Annotated in this window: 13 protein-coding genes and 1 pseudogene; 2 read left to right on the top strand and 12 right to left on the bottom strand. The window is 41.9% G+C overall.

Features of this window, described 5'->3' with window-relative positions; all coding sequences use genetic code 11:
• The 8 genes and pseudogenes from ACX9YW_RS21285 to ACX9YW_RS21250 form a co-directional block, all read right to left on the bottom strand.
• Positions 1 to 250 (bottom strand): annotated as a pseudogene (locus ACX9YW_RS21285) (L-glutamate gamma-semialdehyde dehydrogenase); the annotation flags it as partial.
• Between the two features lie 145 nt (positions 251 to 395).
• Positions 396 to 1,562: a CamS family sex pheromone protein gene (locus tag ACX9YW_RS21280; RefSeq protein WP_460350343.1), complete on the bottom strand. Its 1,167-nt coding sequence runs from the start codon at positions 1,560 to 1,562 to the stop codon at positions 396 to 398.
• Positions 1,563 to 1,598: 36 nt separating this feature from the next.
• Positions 1,599 to 3,596, bottom strand: a complete 1,998-nt coding sequence (ligA, locus tag ACX9YW_RS21275; protein ID WP_460350341.1) for an NAD-dependent DNA ligase LigA — start codon at positions 3,594 to 3,596, stop codon at positions 1,599 to 1,601.
• A 17-nt stretch (positions 3,597 to 3,613) separates the two neighbouring features.
• A complete protein-coding gene (gene pcrA, locus ACX9YW_RS21270) occupies positions 3,614 to 5,842 on the bottom strand; it encodes a DNA helicase PcrA (RefSeq protein ID WP_460350339.1) in 2,229 nt (742 codons plus the stop codon).
• A 62-nt stretch (positions 5,843 to 5,904) separates the two neighbouring features.
• On the bottom strand, positions 5,905 to 6,594 hold the full coding sequence (gene pcrB, locus ACX9YW_RS21265) for a heptaprenylglyceryl phosphate synthase (RefSeq protein ID WP_460350337.1): 690 nt from the start codon (positions 6,592 to 6,594) through the stop codon (positions 5,905 to 5,907).
• Between the two features lie 118 nt (positions 6,595 to 6,712).
• Positions 6,713 to 7,024 (bottom strand): YerC/YecD family TrpR-related protein, encoded by a 312-nt coding sequence (locus ACX9YW_RS21260; protein WP_460350336.1) that lies wholly within the window; start codon positions 7,022 to 7,024, stop codon positions 6,713 to 6,715.
• Positions 7,025 to 7,080: 56 nt separating this feature from the next.
• Positions 7,081 to 8,145 carry a DUF3048 domain-containing protein gene (locus ACX9YW_RS21255; protein ID WP_460350334.1) on the bottom strand — a complete coding sequence of 355 codons (1,065 nt, stop codon included), beginning with the start codon at positions 8,143 to 8,145 and terminating at the stop codon, positions 7,081 to 7,083.
• A gap of 114 nt (positions 8,146 to 8,259) precedes the next feature.
• Positions 8,260 to 10,002 carry an adenine deaminase C-terminal domain-containing protein gene (locus tag ACX9YW_RS21250; RefSeq protein WP_460350332.1) on the bottom strand — a complete coding sequence of 581 codons (1,743 nt, stop codon included), beginning with the start codon at positions 10,000 to 10,002 and terminating at the stop codon, positions 8,260 to 8,262.
• 149 nt (positions 10,003 to 10,151) lie between these two features.
• On the opposite strand from ACX9YW_RS21250, the gene ACX9YW_RS21245 reads away from it, so the two are divergent.
• Both ACX9YW_RS21245 and ACX9YW_RS21240 read left to right on the top strand, forming a co-directional pair.
• Positions 10,152 to 10,433 (top strand): YgaP family membrane protein, encoded by a 282-nt coding sequence (locus tag ACX9YW_RS21245; RefSeq protein ID WP_460350330.1) that lies wholly within the window; start codon positions 10,152 to 10,154, stop codon positions 10,431 to 10,433.
• Positions 10,434 to 10,496: 63 nt separating this feature from the next.
• Entirely contained in the window at positions 10,497 to 10,610 is a 114-nt protein-coding gene (locus ACX9YW_RS21240) for an EYxxD motif small membrane protein (RefSeq protein WP_460350328.1), read from the top strand.
• Here the strand turns inward: ACX9YW_RS21240 and purD are convergent.
• The 4 genes from purD to purM are packed head-to-tail and all read right to left on the bottom strand — an operon-like array spanning position 10,582 to position 15,050.
• Positions 10,582 to 11,856, bottom strand: coding sequence for a phosphoribosylamine--glycine ligase (purD, locus tag ACX9YW_RS21235; protein ID WP_460350326.1), 1,275 nt, complete (start codon positions 11,854 to 11,856; stop codon positions 10,582 to 10,584). The genes ACX9YW_RS21240 and purD overlap by 29 nt on opposite strands.
• 13 nt (positions 11,857 to 11,869) lie before the next feature.
• On the bottom strand, positions 11,870 to 13,408 hold the full coding sequence (gene purH / locus ACX9YW_RS21230) for a bifunctional phosphoribosylaminoimidazolecarboxamide formyltransferase/IMP cyclohydrolase (protein WP_460350324.1): 1,539 nt from the start codon (positions 13,406 to 13,408) through the stop codon (positions 11,870 to 11,872).
• Positions 13,405 to 14,010 (bottom strand): phosphoribosylglycinamide formyltransferase, encoded by a 606-nt coding sequence (purN, locus tag ACX9YW_RS21225; RefSeq protein ID WP_460350321.1) that lies wholly within the window; start codon positions 14,008 to 14,010, stop codon positions 13,405 to 13,407. The genes purH and purN overlap by 4 nt, the downstream gene beginning before the upstream one ends.
• Positions 14,007 to 15,050 (bottom strand): phosphoribosylformylglycinamidine cyclo-ligase, encoded by a 1,044-nt coding sequence (gene purM, locus ACX9YW_RS21220; RefSeq protein ID WP_460350319.1) that lies wholly within the window; start codon positions 15,048 to 15,050, stop codon positions 14,007 to 14,009. Before purM ends, purN begins: the two co-directional genes overlap by 4 nt.
• Between the last annotated feature and the right edge of the window lie 71 nt (positions 15,051 to 15,121).

The following is a 15,121-nucleotide window of genomic DNA, read 5'->3' as shown; positions in this document are numbered from 1 at the left end:
CAACCGCTGCTTCCATAGCCTGCTGGGCAAGGTCACGATTTGCTTTTGAAACGCGGCCGATTAATTCCTGCTTGTTCGCTGGGTTATAAGATGCAATTTTATCTTCAGTCGTTATTTTTTCGCCACCTATTACGAGTGGATATTCCTGACCTAAATAGCTTTCTACTGTTTTTAAGCCTGTTAAATAACCTTGACGATTTTCATCAATCGAAAAGTTTGTAAATGGCTCGTGTTTGTATGGTTGTACCATTCTTAACGCCTCCTATGTATTAAAAACGTTTGAAACACCAACTATCATTTTATCATGATTGTTTCAAATACTTCAATGAATTCGAATAGCTTTGGAATAATGAAAAAACTCGATAAAAAAAGAACCTGGCACAAGCCAAGTTCTATTATTCGTAAATATGGACAAATGGTTCTTTTGCTTCGGCTTTTCTAACAATTAACGCTTCGGGTCCACTTACGGATGATACATCAACCTGCACAGATATATAATCTGGGAAGTGCTCCATGACGAGCCCAGTTACATATTGGGTGAAACCGATTACTTCGGCTCTTCCGTAAAATTGTATCGAGATTGAAATATTAAGGTTTTGAAGCTGTTCACCCTTATAAAATGCCTTTCCAACCACCCCTGTGAAATTCGGGAAGTATTCCTCCACATCCTGTTTAAAATTTAAGAATGAAGTTACGTCATCACGGTGGTCCTTTGTGGCAGCGCTAGAAGGGAATAAATAGTATTTATCACTAGCCTTTTCCCATTTGTCAATATTAGCACTACCCTTGCCGACTGTTGAATATGCAAAGAAATGTCCTGGTACAACGGACGCTTTGCTTTCTTGTTCAAACAAGCCAATCATGATTGGAACTTCCTTTAAGCCAGGCATTGCTCTTAAGCGGCGGACAACTTCAGCAGCAATTTTCTTACCCTCTTTTTCCATGACCGCAGGATCAATTTTCTCTTCGAAGATTGGTCCGAATTCTTCCGGTTGATAATAATGAATGGAATTTAAAGCTAATCCAATCGCTATTCCACCTAATTGAACTGTTTTCTCATCACTTTTGATTAAATAGTTATGTTCAAGAATACTAGCTAGATAAATGGGAGCATTGCCCCGTGTCCGTGGACTACATTGTTTTTCATCTGTTGGATTTAAACCAATGTTCTCTGATTCAGTTAAGCGAGCTTCTTTTAATTGTCCAGGCAAACATTTTCGCTTAAGCCAACTTTCAACTGTTTTTGTGTCAAGCGTTTGTCCCTCTTGGAATAAATATTGGTCAGGATCAAACGATCCTTGAGCTAATCTCATTAAACCCGTTTCAAATTCACTTATATCATTCCGGGTATTTAATTCACCAACAACCATTCCACGTGCTTTACTAGGTTCAAAAGGAAGGATCGTCCGATAGTATTTATCAGAGATTTGATATTTCGGAATGATAGCTTTTTTATTTGAATCTTGTTGTTCTTGAACCACTTCCTCTTGCTTTTCAAAATTCGGCGCACAGCCGCTTAGCAAAAGAAAGAGGGACAGTAGAACCATTAGAAATGGTTTCACTAATATCCCCACCTTTTTATTTCAATGTAAAATCATTTACGCCTTTGCCAATTCTTCTAACATTCTCGCTTCATCCCAAATCTCAATCGCTAATTCCTGAGCTTTGGTTAGCTTCGAGCCGGCATCTTCACCTGCTATGACCAGGTCGGTCTTTTTACTGACACTTCCAGCCACCTTAGCCCCCAATGCCTCTAATTTGTCCTTCGCATCGTTACGGGACATTTGCTCATATTTACCTGTCAACACAACGGTTTTACCAGCAAAAAATGAACTTGAATCGGCAATTGACACTGGTTTAGGTCCTTTATAGTCCATATTAACACCAGCTGTTTTTAGCTCTGTCAATAGTTCATGAACCTCTTCATTTTCAAAATAGGTCACGATGGAATCAGTCATTTTTTCACCGATTTCATTTATCGCGGTTAATTCCTCGCGGGTTGCTGTTGATAATCGGTCCATTGTTTCAAATTGTTGGGCCAATGTTTTAGCAGCCTTGGCTCCTACATGGCGAATTCCTAGGCCGAACAGCAATTTCTCCAACGAATTTTGTTTAGAGGCTTCAATTGCATTGATTAGATTAGTCGCGGATTTGTCACCCATTCGTTCTAATCCAAGTAATTGCTCCCTCGTTAATCGATAAAGGTCCGCTACATCCTGAATTAATTTTTCTTGGAAAAGCTGACTGATTACCTTTTCTCCAAGTCCATCAATATTCATGGCATCACGCGATACAAAGTGAATTAGACCCTCACGAATTTGTGCAGGACACTTCGGATTTATACATCGAAGAGCGACTTCTTCCTCTAAGCGTACAAGATCACTTTCGCATTCAGGGCAATGCGTTGGCATTCTAAAGTCTTGCTCTTCTCCCGTTCTGCGCTCGACTAACACGCCAACTACTTCCGGTATAATATCTCCTGCTTTTTTGACTATAACAAAATCGCCAATTTTAATATCCTTTTCGCGAATTAAATCTTCGTTATGTAAAGAAGCCCGTTGTACTGTTGTTCCAGCTACCTTAACCGGTTCTAATATTGCCGTAGGTGTAACTACCCCAGTCCGTCCCACACTTAATTCGATATCGATTAACTTGGTAACGACCTCTTCGGCAGGAAATTTATAAGCAATTGCCCAACGCGGGCTTTTTGCCGTTGTCCCAAGCTGCTCTTGCTGCGAATAGGAATCCACTTTTATAACCATTCCATCAATCTCATATGGCAGATGAGGTCTCTTTTCAACCCAACCTGAAACAAAACCAATAACATCATCAATCGAAGAGAACTTTCGTCGTTCTTGATTTGTTTTAAAACCTAACTTATCAAGGTACTCTAGACCCTCACTATGAGAAGTCACACCGGTTTCCCCAATGTCAGCAATGGAATACAAAAAAACATCCAAATTTCGTGAAGCGGCAATTTTCGGGTCGAGTTGACGGAGGGAACCTGCCGCAGCATTTCGTGGGTTGGCTGCCAGTTCCTCGCCTTTTTCAGCCTTCGTCACATTTAATAACTCAAATGATTTTTTCGACATAAACACTTCGCCACGAACTTCAATCGATACAGGTTCACTCAAGCGCAATGGAATGGAACGAATAGTCTTTAAATTGGCGGAGATATCCTCACCAATTGAACCATCGCCACGAGTCGCCCCTTGGATAAACAGGCCATCCTCATAACGAAGTGATACGGCGAGCCCATCAATCTTTAATTCACAAACATACGAAACGTCATCACCAACCGCTTGGCGGACACGGCGGTCAAAATCGCGTAAATCAGCTTCATTAAAAGCATTGCCTAGACTAAGCATCGGAATACGATGCTCCACTTTTTTAAACGATTCCAACACGGTTCCCCCAACCCGTTCGGAAGGGGAATCCGTTGTTCGTAATTCCGGATATTGTTCCTCTAGTTCGACTAATTCTTTTAAAAGTCGATCATATTCGGCATCGGGAACGGTTGGTTTATCCAAAACGTGATATTCATAATTATATTGATTTAACAGGTTTCGCAATTCCTTTATTCTTGCTTCGGCCATAGGCATGGATCCTCCTATTAAACTTTTTTAATTGGTGCAAACTTTGCTAATAAACGCTTAATACCGGTAGGACTTGGGAAAGCAATATCAAGCTCCATACCGTCACCTTCTCCTCTTACACTAACAACTGTTCCGACGCCCCATTTACCATGCTCCGCTTTATCGCCAACTCGCCAACCAATTCCTTCGCCGCCAGTCGGTTGTAGCGTAGGACGGAGAACCGGTCCCCTCGGTGCAGTAGTTGCTCCAGAACGGGCAGTGGATGTAAACCCACCACCGCCAAAACCAGTCCGACTTGGTTTTTGGTATGGCTCCATCAAATCCTCCGGAATTTCCCGAATAAATCGTGATGCAGCATTCATGTTTGTTCGTCCAAAAAGCGTGCGCATTTGGGCATTTGAAATATATAGGTCTTCCTCAGCACGAGTAATTCCTACATAGGCTAAGCGACGCTCCTCCTCCATTTCCGCTTCCTCCATTAAAGAGCGTGAATGCGGGAAAACGCCTTCCTCCAAACCGATTAAAAAGACAACCGGAAATTCAAGCCCTTTTGCTGAATGGAGCGTCATTAAGACAACTGAGTCAGCCGGAGTGCCATCTTCATCTAGTTTATCAATATCGGAAACTAAGGCTAAGTCGGTTAAGAAGCCAACGAGGCTTTTATCTTCGCTCACCTCTTCAAAATTCTTCGTCACCGATAATAATTCCTCTATGTTTTCGATTCGGCTTTGCGATTCAAGCGATTTTTCTGCTTCGAGCATTTCGATATAGCCGGATTTTTCTAAAATCTGTTCCACCAACTCAGTAACGGATAAAAAATCCTGCATTCTCGTAAAGTCATTGATTAAATTGCGAAACTCGCGGCATGCCTTGGTAATCTTTGGGCTAAGCCCTAAGAGCTCAATCGAATCAACAGCTTGGGACATCGATATATCATGTTCAGCGGCAAAATTAGCAATTCGATCAAGTGAACTTGCACCAATTCCGCGTTTCGGAACATTGATCACCCGCTGAAAGCTAATATCATCATCAGGATTGGCCACCAATCGTAAATAAGCAAGAATATCCTTAATTTCCTTACGGTCATAGAACTTAATGCCGCCAACAATGGAGTAGCTAATATTTGACTTTAGGAGCGCTTCCTCCATTACCCGCGACATGGCGTTGGTACGATATAAAATCGCAATGTCCGAGGCTTTTCGTTTACCTGAATCAACAAGCTCTTTAATTTTTCCGATGACGAACTGCGCTTCGCCTTGCTCACTATCAGCACGATAATAGCAAATCTTATTTCCTTCAGCGTTTTCCGTCCAAAGATTCTTCGCTTTACGGGTAAGATTGTTTTCAATTACCTTATTAGCTGCTAGTAAAATTCGTTTCGTTGAACGATAGTTTTGTTCAAGCATAATCACATTTGCGTTCGGATAATCTTTTTCAAATGATAAAATATTGGCGATATCTGCACCACGCCAGCGATAAATGGATTGGTCAGAGTCCCCGACGACACATAGGTTTTTGAAACGTGCCGCCAAATATTTCACTAACATATACTGGGCTCTGTTTGTATCCTGGTACTCATCGACGTGAATGTATTGGAATTTTCGTTGGTAATACTCTAATACTTCGGGGACACGCTTAAATAAATGAATCGTTAGCATGATGAGATCATCGAAGTCGAGTGCTTGATTTTTACGAAGACGCTTTTGATATTCAGTATAAACGTCACTAACAACCTTGTCATAATAGTCGCCAACTCGTTTGGCATATTCCTCGGAATCCAGCAGTTCGTTTTTGGCACTGCTAATCGAGCCTAAAATGGCTCGTGGATCAAATTTTTTCGCATCAATATTTTTGTCTTTTAAAATCCCTTTAATAACCGATTGTTGGTCCGTTGTGTCGAGAATCGTAAAATTACGATTAAAGCCAATTCGGTCAATATCACGGCGAAGAATTCTAACACACATGGAGTGGAATGTTGAAATCCATATTTCATCGGCTGCACCACCCATCATATTGCGAATTCTGTCCTTCATTTCCCGAGCAGCCTTGTTCGTGAAGGTGATTGCCAAAATATTGTAAGGATTGACGCCTTTTTCAACCATTAAATAACCGATTCGGTGTGTCAACACCCTTGTCTTACCACTACCTGCACCTGCCATGATTAACAGCGGACCATCCGTTGTCTTGACAGCTTGCTGCTGCATCGGATTTAAGCCATTTAACAAACGATCAGTTAAAAATTGCATATTTTCCACCGCCTATCAAACATATGTTCCTATTTCTATTGTAACCTTCCGTTACATAACAATCAAACTTTTTTCATTGCTTGGACCGTTTTTAACGCCTCAGTAAGGTTATCATAAATGACATTACCGACAACGATAACATCGGCATACTTAGCCATTTCTTTAGCCTTCTCAATGGAATCAATCCCTCCACCATAGAAAAGCTTCGTCTTTGCCAGCACATCTTTCACATCTTGGACCAAAGCGGCATCCCCGTACTTCCCACTATATTCTAAGTAAAAAATCGGCAGCTGAAACATTTTTTCTGCCATCCGTGCATAAGCAATCACATCGTCTTTATTTAAAGCTGTATTAGCCTGGACATGCCGGGCAGCCTTGCAGTCTTCATTTAAAATACAATAGCCTTCCATGACGATTTCGTCCCAATCCATTAACTCCCCATATTCTTTTACCGCTTGATGATGAAGTCCAACAATCCAATTGGTGTCCGGACTATTTAAAACGGTCGGGATAAAATATAGATCAAAGCCAGGAGTAATCGTCTCAGCGGAAGACACTTCCAGCACACATGGAACCGTAAAGCGGCGAATGCGCGCCATCAAATCAAGTACATTCTCTAGCGTCACACCATCGGTCCCACCAACAATAACCGCATCAGTCCCTGATTCGCAAATTTGCTCCAGCGCTTCATCGGAAATTTCCTTGTGAGGATCTAATTTAAATACATGACGCCATTCACGTACATCATACATACGTTTGCCTCCAATCAAAAACATCAAAATGGGACTATTCCATTCAACCATTATACCATCAGAATATCCATCAAAACAAAAAAAGGCCGACCGAATCTTTCGGTCAAGCCTTATCGATTTATTCTTCTGTAGTGGGCTGTGCCTCTTTAATCCGATCTAACGCCATTTCATAAGCGTCATTTCCGTAATTTAAGCAGCGTTTCACTCGTGAAATCGTCGCAGTACTTGCGCCCGTTTCGCTTTCAATTTTATGATACGTTTTTCCTTCACGCAGCATACGTGCAACTTCTAAACGCTGCGCTAGCGATTGAATTTCATTCATCGTCGCTACATCGTCAAAAAAACGGTAGCACTCTTCAATATCTTGTAATGAAAGAATCGCTTTAAAAAACTGGTCTAATTCTTTTCCTCTAATTTTATCAATTTGCATGAATGATATTCCCCTTTAGTAAAATTATCCTCACCACGCCACAATAGAGACGCAGGTTATTTTTCAGTTATCGACACTACTTTAGCTAAACCTTGATCCTTCGGAATAATATTTACCCACGTTTTCCCTGGAACTAGCTTAGCCTCTGAACCATTCGCAAAAGGAACAATTTGTCCCTCAACATTTTTCCAGGTAATGGGATTCCATTTACCTCGTTGTATCATATAACCATTACCACCGGAAGTGAGGTTGATTTCCCTTCTTCCATACGAATCAATGAATTTATGCTCCATTTCCAATATTAATATGTTATCTAACAGAACTCTTTCTTTCGTGTCATAATCAATCGTCATCTCTCCATTGGAGAAGCGCTTGTATTTTCCTAATGCCTCATCGTAATCGAAAATAACATTAAATAAATTACTCGAGAAATACGACACCATTAATGACTTTGCTGGATTTCCCTGTAAACCTTCAAGCTCTTTCTCCGTATAGAACTGGTAAGCACGTGGTGCACCCTTCATCGAGAATTTATTTTTCTCCGCACCCTTTAGAATATTCTCATAGGTAATATATGAATTATGCGGTGCCTTTCGGAAATTAGCCCGTTTAAACAAAGTCCCGTCATATTGCATTCCGTTTAGGTCATCAATATAACCGGAATCAAGCATTTTTTTCGCTTCCGGGCTGTACCCGTGGGCTATGTAAAGGCTTTTTAGACCTTTAGCAAGCTCGATGAAATAATCCCTTGCACTTCGAACGGGTCCAACCTTGTCTGGTTTCTCACTTTGAAACACAGCAAGAAATCTGGTCACATCGCCTTCAGCAAGCAATTCGTAGACAATATCCGCTTTAGGGATGCCTGATTGCGGTCTTGCCTTTGGATGATTATTAATCATAACCGCAACGGCGCGGTCATCTACCTGTGTATTAGAACCAATCCCTGTAAGTGGGAAAGTATATGGATATACCGCTTCTGCAGGTTCCACAGGTTCTTCATTTTGTGGCTTCTCCACATTCTGCTCCTCTTGCTCCGGTGCCACACTTTGTTCCTTATCACTACAGCCAGTGAGCAGCAACATGAATGCCATGCTACTTACAATCCACCCTTTAAGTTTCAAAAAGTAAACACCCCTTCGTCCCATACTCCCATGGTTGTCAGAATCTAAGCTGCTCTCAATGATGGTTATTGTACAAAATGCTTTTACGCATTAACGCGTTTATATTTTTATATTTTAACGCATTATTGAAGGAAAGAGTATCATTTTATTCATCACATCATATATTCCTTGTTGTGTAACTCGAATATAAGGTAAATGGGTTGATGAAAAGAATAATAACGAATAGATGGGGTCATCAAAGCGATAGCCACGTTCCCTTAAGAGGACCTTTAATACGTTCTCGTTTTCAATAATCTCTTCCACTGATGCGTCAGACATAACACCTGATAATGTTAATGGAATTTCGTGCAAAATCTCGCCTTTTTCAACGAGAACAATTCCTCCACCAATTTCCTTCACACGCTGAAATGCTTTCAGTATGTCTTGCTTATTTTTCCCTATTAAAATTAAATCACCCGTGTTGGAATAAGAACTGGCAAGTCCGCCTACTCGGTTTGCAAAGCCTTTCAAAATCGTATTGATGCGCCACTGCCCATTTCTGTCGATTAGCACGAAAAAGCTTTCGTCATGTGTCGTTGGCAGTTCGTCGGCGGAGACATCCATTGTGATAGAATAAGGTTTCGTGATAACTGAATTTTCCATTCTAATTCCAAATGGCATTGAAAATTGCAGGTCATCTAAACTAAAGTCCCAATCCAACTGCAATGGGGCAAAACCATGGGCACTCCAATCCATTGACTTCCCGATTAGCCCCTGATTTCCATCTCGTTTCACCCATTTCCCTTTCGCAAGCACCGATTTCGGGGTCGGGTTGGTTGGATCTTTTAGAAAATTGATATTGGCAATTCGCCCTGTGGCAATATTTCCATGTAGGTATTCGATATTATAATAACGGGCAATATTAATGGTGGCCATGTTATATGCATCAACTAGTGGTACACCTTTCTCTATCGCAATTCGAATCATTTGATCATTTAAGCCTTGTTCATAAAAAGCGGCAGACGAACCATCGGTGTTAAACATCATCTTGTCATAGGCGGTAATGTTCATTTTTTTCAGTTCATCTAGTAAAAGCGGTAGATCTGGTCGAATCGAAGAGTACCGCAATGAAACCATATATCCTTGCATCAACCGGTTGTAAACATCTTTACCTGTCATCGCCTCATGATCACTATCAGCACCAAATAACATCATTTTCGCTAACGTTTTTTCAGATGCCCCTGGAAAATGTCCTTCCATTTTCTTGTGCATCCGTTTTGCCTCTTGAATCCAGTGCAGCATCATGTCATCGCCGTCGAGTAATTTCGGCCAGCCAGTTAGCTCGCCACCTTGTAAAACGGCATCATGTTCAAGCCAAGACTTAATATTACTATGCGAAAAATATTTTTCTTCATCCATAACCTCTGTTTGCCCATCAAACCGGCACCACCAATACATAGTGACCGGATGATTGCGCAATTCCCTTAATAAAGAAAACGCTTTCTTTTTATCCAATTGTAAAACTAATGCCATATTATCGTTTATCAGCGTTGTCGTTCCAAACTGTGATGCATATGTCGCAAGTGTTTGGGGATTATATATTTGAAAGGGATGTGCATGCGGTTCAATATAACCTGGCACCAAATACTCTTTTGTACAGTCGATTACTTCACAGCCCTTTAGATTGTCCGGGAGTTTTTCCCCCACATAGACAATCCTATCTTCGTATATCCAAATATTTGCATGTATCCAAGTACGTAAAACTTGATTGAGGTAATTGGAATTTTTTAACAGAATGGTCGGAGCGAGTCTACCGTCTAACACGGCAATATGCTCGCGGATTTGTCTATTTTTCCAGCGGTATCGCTGCTCTAGCATCGGTATCTCCCCTTGCCTCTTGATTAAGACGAAAGTTCGCTTTTTGTAAGCACTTTCAATAATTAGATTAACATATTTCGCGATTTAACGCATTAAAGAGTTGAAATGTTTCAGTGGGGAAATTTTTTACCGAAAGGATGTAGATTCGTATGAATATTAGACCAAATATCGGGATATTAAATGCGCTAATCCGTATCACTTGTGGACTAACGATTTTAGCATGGAGCACTTCAAAAATGGTCAAACGCCCTTGGGGTGACCGTTATCTTTTTACTGCCATGATTGGCGCAATGAAGGTTGCCGAAGGAATTGTTCGTTATTGCCCAATGACAGATTTATGTAAAAGATGGATGGAAAACCGCTTCGAGGACGAAAGGGTTGATGGTGATTTGGGGGAATCAAGTGAAATTCCTCCTTATAATCCGACTTAATGAACGGAAAGTCTGACTCCCCTAACATGGTTGAGTCAGACTTTCCAAAAAGGAGTGATATAAATGTACTTTTGGGAATATTTTTCCGATATGAGCTTTGTGTTAGCATCACTCATCGGTGGAATTGTCGCGATTTCTTATGTTTATGTTAAACGTTCACGGAAAACGGGGCGATAGCTCGGTGCCCGATATCTTTTCGGTAAAATAAGCCTTGCCACTCATGCTCCGATAAATATTGGTACACCGTTTTTTGAGCCTCCGATAAAGTTTCCCCTTTTGCTGCAGCAAATAGAACTCGGCCACCATTGATCATCCAATTGCCGCCCAGTTGGTTTGTTCCTGCATGGTAAAGGTGTATTTGCTGCTCAGATGGCGGAAGTACGAAAAGGTTACCCTTTGTCTGCAACTCACCTGGATAGCCTTCAGCTGCTAATACGACCCCAATCATTGGCGACGAATCCCACTCAATTGCCACCTCATTACCCGCCAAAACTTCTAGCAGAACACTGGGTAAATCTGACTTCATTCTCGGTAAAATCACCTGAGTCTCCGGGTCACCGAAACGGGCATTAAACTCGATTACCTTTGGTCCGAATTCTGTTAAAATAAGTCCAGCATATAGAACCCCGCAGAAACTGCGCCCTTCTTGCACAAGTGCTTGCGCTGCCCTTTTGACAATTTTTTCAATCGCCATTTGCACCATTTCAGTAGGAATTTGTGATACAGGTGAGTATGCCCCCATTCCCCCCGTGTTTGGTCCTTGGTCACCATCAAAAGCTCGTTTGTGGTCCTGGGCTATTTCTAAAGGAGTCACGTTTTCACCGTTCACAAACGCCATTAACGAAAACTCTTCCCCTTGTAAAAACTCTTCAATCACAACAGAAAGAGAGGAATCGCCAAATTTTTGATTAAGAAGCATTTCTTTTAATGCAGAAATAGCTTCCTCCTTTGTCATCGCTACAACTACACCTTTTCCAGCTGCTAATCCATCCGCTTTAATGACAATAGGTGCACCTTTTTCCTCCACATAGCGTACAGCGGATTCGAAATCTGTGAACACCTCATATTCAGCGGTTGGAATATCGTACTTTTTCATTAATTCTTTCGCAAAAGATTTACTACCTTCAATTAGAGCAGCACTTTGGGTCGGACCAAAAACCCTTAATCCTTCTGCGATGAACCGATCCGCCAATCCATCAAGTAACGGAATTTCCGGACCAATAAAGGTTAATTTAATATCATTTTCTTTAGCAAATTGAATCAGCCCGTCATGCTGACCTTCGTCAATTGCTACTCTTTCTGCTACATCGACCATTCCAGGATTTCCGGGTGCCACGAACACTTTTTCCACAAGAGCACTTTCGGCAAATTTTCGGCAAATCGCATGCTCACGACCGCCTCGACCAACGACTAAAATTTTCATATCGTTACACCTCTTAATGTTTAAAATGTCTTACTCCGGTAAACACCATGGCAATTCCGTATTCATCGCACTTTTTGATGGAATCCTCGTCACGAATCGAGCCACCAGGTTGAATAATCGCCGTTATACCAGCTTTTGCTGCCGCCTCGACGGTATCATCCATCGGGAAGAATGCATCGGATGCCATCACCGCACCATTTGCCTTTGTTCCAGCTTGCTCAAGGGCTATTTTCGCGGCACCGACCCGATTCATTTGTCCAGCCCCAATTCCGAATGTCATTGCTGCATTGGTAACAACAATGGCATTGGATTTCACATGTTTTACGACTTTCCATCCAAGTTCTAAGGCTTTCCACTCCTCGTTAGTCGGCTGACGTTTTGTAACAACCTGAAGATTTGCATTTTCAATCGTAAAGAAATCTTCGTCCTGGAGCAACATCCCTCCCTGAACAGACACAAGTTTCTTTTCCGGTTTAACTTGTTTTTCAAACGGTAAAGTCAACAATCTTAAATTCTTTTTTGTTTGTAAAATTTCTAATGCCTCTTGGGAGAAAGCTGGTGCAATAATGATTTCTAAAAAGATTTCGTGTAGCTTGCGGGCTGTTTCCCCATCGATTTCTCGGTTCAAGGCGATGATGCCCCCGAAAATCGAAATGGGATCAGCTTCGAACGCTTTTTCAAAAGCAAGTTGAATGGTTTCTCCCGTTCCAACACCGCAAGGATTCATATGCTTAACCGCAACCGCAGCAGGCTCATGAAAATCTTTTAAGATTTGCAGGGCAGCGTCTGCATCATTGATATTGTTATAGCTTAGCTCCTTGCCATGTAATTGAGTTGCTCTAGCAATCGAAAAATGGCTGCCTAACGGCTTTTGGTAAAAGGCTGCCTGTTGGTGCGGATTTTCACCATAACGTAGGCCCTGGACCAATTCATAAGTAACCGTTAGATTTTCTGGAGTTTCTTCTTCGACAAGCTCAGTCATATACTGCGAAATTAACGCGTCATAAGCAGCTGTGTGGCGGAATACCTTTGCCGCAAGTCGTCGACGGGTCTCTCGTGTTGTCTGCCCATTTTGGTGGAGCTCTTCTAAAACGCTGCTGTAATCTTGTGGGTCAACTAGCACCGTCACATATTCATGGTTTTTCGCGGATGCACGGAGCATCGCTGGTCCTCCGATGTCGATATTTTCAATCGCATCCTCGGTTGTTGTATTTGGCTTAGAGATTGTTTCTTTAAATGGATATAGGTTAACGCAAACTAGATCAATCGGAGTAATTCCATACTGTTCCAGTTGCTCTTGATGTGTTGAGTCATCCTGTCTCGCTAATAGTCCACCATGGATGAAGGGGTTTAATGTTTTGACGCGACCATCCAAAATTTCCGGAAAATTGGTGATGGCACTGACGCTAGTGACTTCAATATTATTTTCTTCTAGCGTTTTTTTCGTTCCACCAGTGGAAATGATCTCAAATCCCAGTGCCACAAGGCTTTTGGCTAGTTCAGCAACCCCTTCTTTATCGGAAACACTAATAAGTGCGCGTTTTTTGCTCATTTTTTGGCTCCTCCTATGGCATTTTTCCTTTGTTCGTTTCGACCCAGCACCTGTTGCAGTACTGCTGGATATAACTTATGTTCGATGGCATGAATTTTAGCTTGAAGGGTTTCTAGTGTTTCGCCTGGTACCACCACTACCTTGCGCTGTTCAATAATCGGTCCGGTGTCCATGCCAGCGTCGACATAGTGGATCGTCACGCCGGTCACCTTCACACCTGCCGCTAGTGCCTGACCAATCGCGTCAAGGCCAGGGAACTCCGGCAGTAACGAAGGATGGATATTCACAATCCGGCCTTCAAATTCCTGTAACAATGTTGCTCCAATTAAGCGCATATATCCTGCCAAAACGATGAAATCAACATCCCTGTTCTTTAATTCTTCTAAAATAGCAAGCTCATAAGCAGCCTTATTAGGATAATCCTTTGCGGAAAATACGAAGGTCGGAATCGTATGTTTTGCAGCCCGTTCCAGCACAAAGGCACCAGGTTTATCGCAAACTAGCAAACAAACTTCTGCATCTAGAGAACCAGATTCAATGGCATCGATAATGGCTTGAAAGTTACTGCCGCTGCCTGTTGCAAATATGGCGATTTTTTTCATAAAGAATTCTCCCTATTAGGAACAAATTCCACTCCATTTCCTTCAGTCACCAAACCAATTTCGTAGGCTTGCTCGCCTAGCAGTGAGAGTGTCTCCATGACTCCAGCAGCTTGATTTGCTTCTACAGCTAAAACGAACCCAATGCCCATGTTAAAAATGTTGTACATTTCAAAACGGTTTAGCTTGCCTTTTTCTTCTAAAAAGTGGAATACAGGCAGAACTGGCCAACTGTTTTCATGAATGTTTGCCCCAAGTCCTTTAGGAAGCATTCGCGGAATATTTTCAATAAATCCGCCACCAGTAATATGAGCCATTCCGTTAATATCATATTTTTCTAGTAAGGCTAGAATTGATTTTACATAGATTTTTGTTGGGGTTAGCAGCGTTTCACCTAGCGTTCCATCTAGCTCATTGAAGTAATCTTCAAAAGAAAGCTTGTTGTCCTCAACGATTTTTCGCACCAATGAAAAACCATTGCTGTGTACTCCACTTGATGCCAAGCCAATTAATACATTGCCAGCTTTAATACCTTGGCCAGAAATCACTTGCGATTTTTCAACGGCACCTGTCACATAGCCAGCTAAATCATACTCGCCGTCCTGGTACATACCTGGCATTTCAGCCGTTTCACCGCCGATTAACGCACATCCTGCTTGGACGCATCCTTCTGAAATACCCTTAACAATCATTTCGATTTTTTCAGGTTCGGCTTTTCCACAGGCAATGTAATCCAAAAAGTATAGCGGTTGGGCCCCTTGAACGACAATATCGTTTACACACATTGCGACTAAATCAATGCCGACCGTATCATGGCGATCCAGTGCAAAGGCAAGTTTCAACTTAGTACCAACTCCATCTGTACCTGCCACTAACACTGGTTCTTTCAGTTTTAGCGCTGAAAGGTCAAACATGCCGCCGAATCCGCCTAAACCACCCATTACCTCCGGGCGAATAGTCGTTTTTACATGTTTTTTCATTCGTTCGACCGCTTCATAGCCTGCTTCAATATCAACTCCGGCCTGTTTATAGGCATTTGCCATGATTGTTACCTCCTAAAATAGTTTCATCGGGTTTGATTCCGACAAATTCGGGCCGGATTCCGACTTTTTCA

Source organism: Pseudoneobacillus rhizolycopersici, assembly GCF_054786815.1.
Note: the sequence above shows the minus strand (reverse complement) of the source record. Positions and strands in the feature narration are given on the sequence as shown.

Bases quoted from the DNA above. Each gene is read 5' to 3' on its own strand.
- ligA (WP_460350341.1), bottom strand. From the start codon at position 3,596: ATGGCCGAAGCAAGAATAAAGGAATTGCGAAACCTGTTAAATCAATAT.
- pcrA (WP_460350339.1), bottom strand. From the start codon at position 5,842: ATGCAATTTTTAACTGATCGTTTGTTAAATGGCTTAAATCCGATGCAG.
- pcrB (WP_460350337.1), bottom strand. From the start codon at position 6,594: ATGTATGATGTACGTGAATGGCGTCATGTATTTAAATTAGATCCTCAC.
- ACX9YW_RS21260 (WP_460350336.1), bottom strand. From the start codon at position 7,024: ATGCAAATTGATAAAATTAGAGGAAAAGAATTAGACCAGTTTTTTAAA.
- ACX9YW_RS21250 (WP_460350332.1), bottom strand. From the start codon at position 10,002: ATGCTAGAGCAGCGATACCGCTGGAAAAATAGACAAATCCGCGAGCAT.
- ACX9YW_RS21245 (WP_460350330.1), top strand. From the start codon at position 10,152: ATGAATATTAGACCAAATATCGGGATATTAAATGCGCTAATCCGTATC.
- ACX9YW_RS21240 (WP_460350328.1), top strand. From the start codon at position 10,497: ATGTACTTTTGGGAATATTTTTCCGATATGAGCTTTGTGTTAGCATCA.
- purD (WP_460350326.1), bottom strand. From the start codon at position 11,856: ATGAAAATTTTAGTCGTTGGTCGAGGCGGTCGTGAGCATGCGATTTGC.
- purH (WP_460350324.1), bottom strand. From the start codon at position 13,408: ATGAGCAAAAAACGCGCACTTATTAGTGTTTCCGATAAAGAAGGGGTT.
- purN (WP_460350321.1), bottom strand. From the start codon at position 14,010: ATGAAAAAAATCGCCATATTTGCAACAGGCAGCGGCAGTAACTTTCAA.
- purM (WP_460350319.1), bottom strand. From the start codon at position 15,050: ATGGCAAATGCCTATAAACAGGCCGGAGTTGATATTGAAGCAGGCTAT.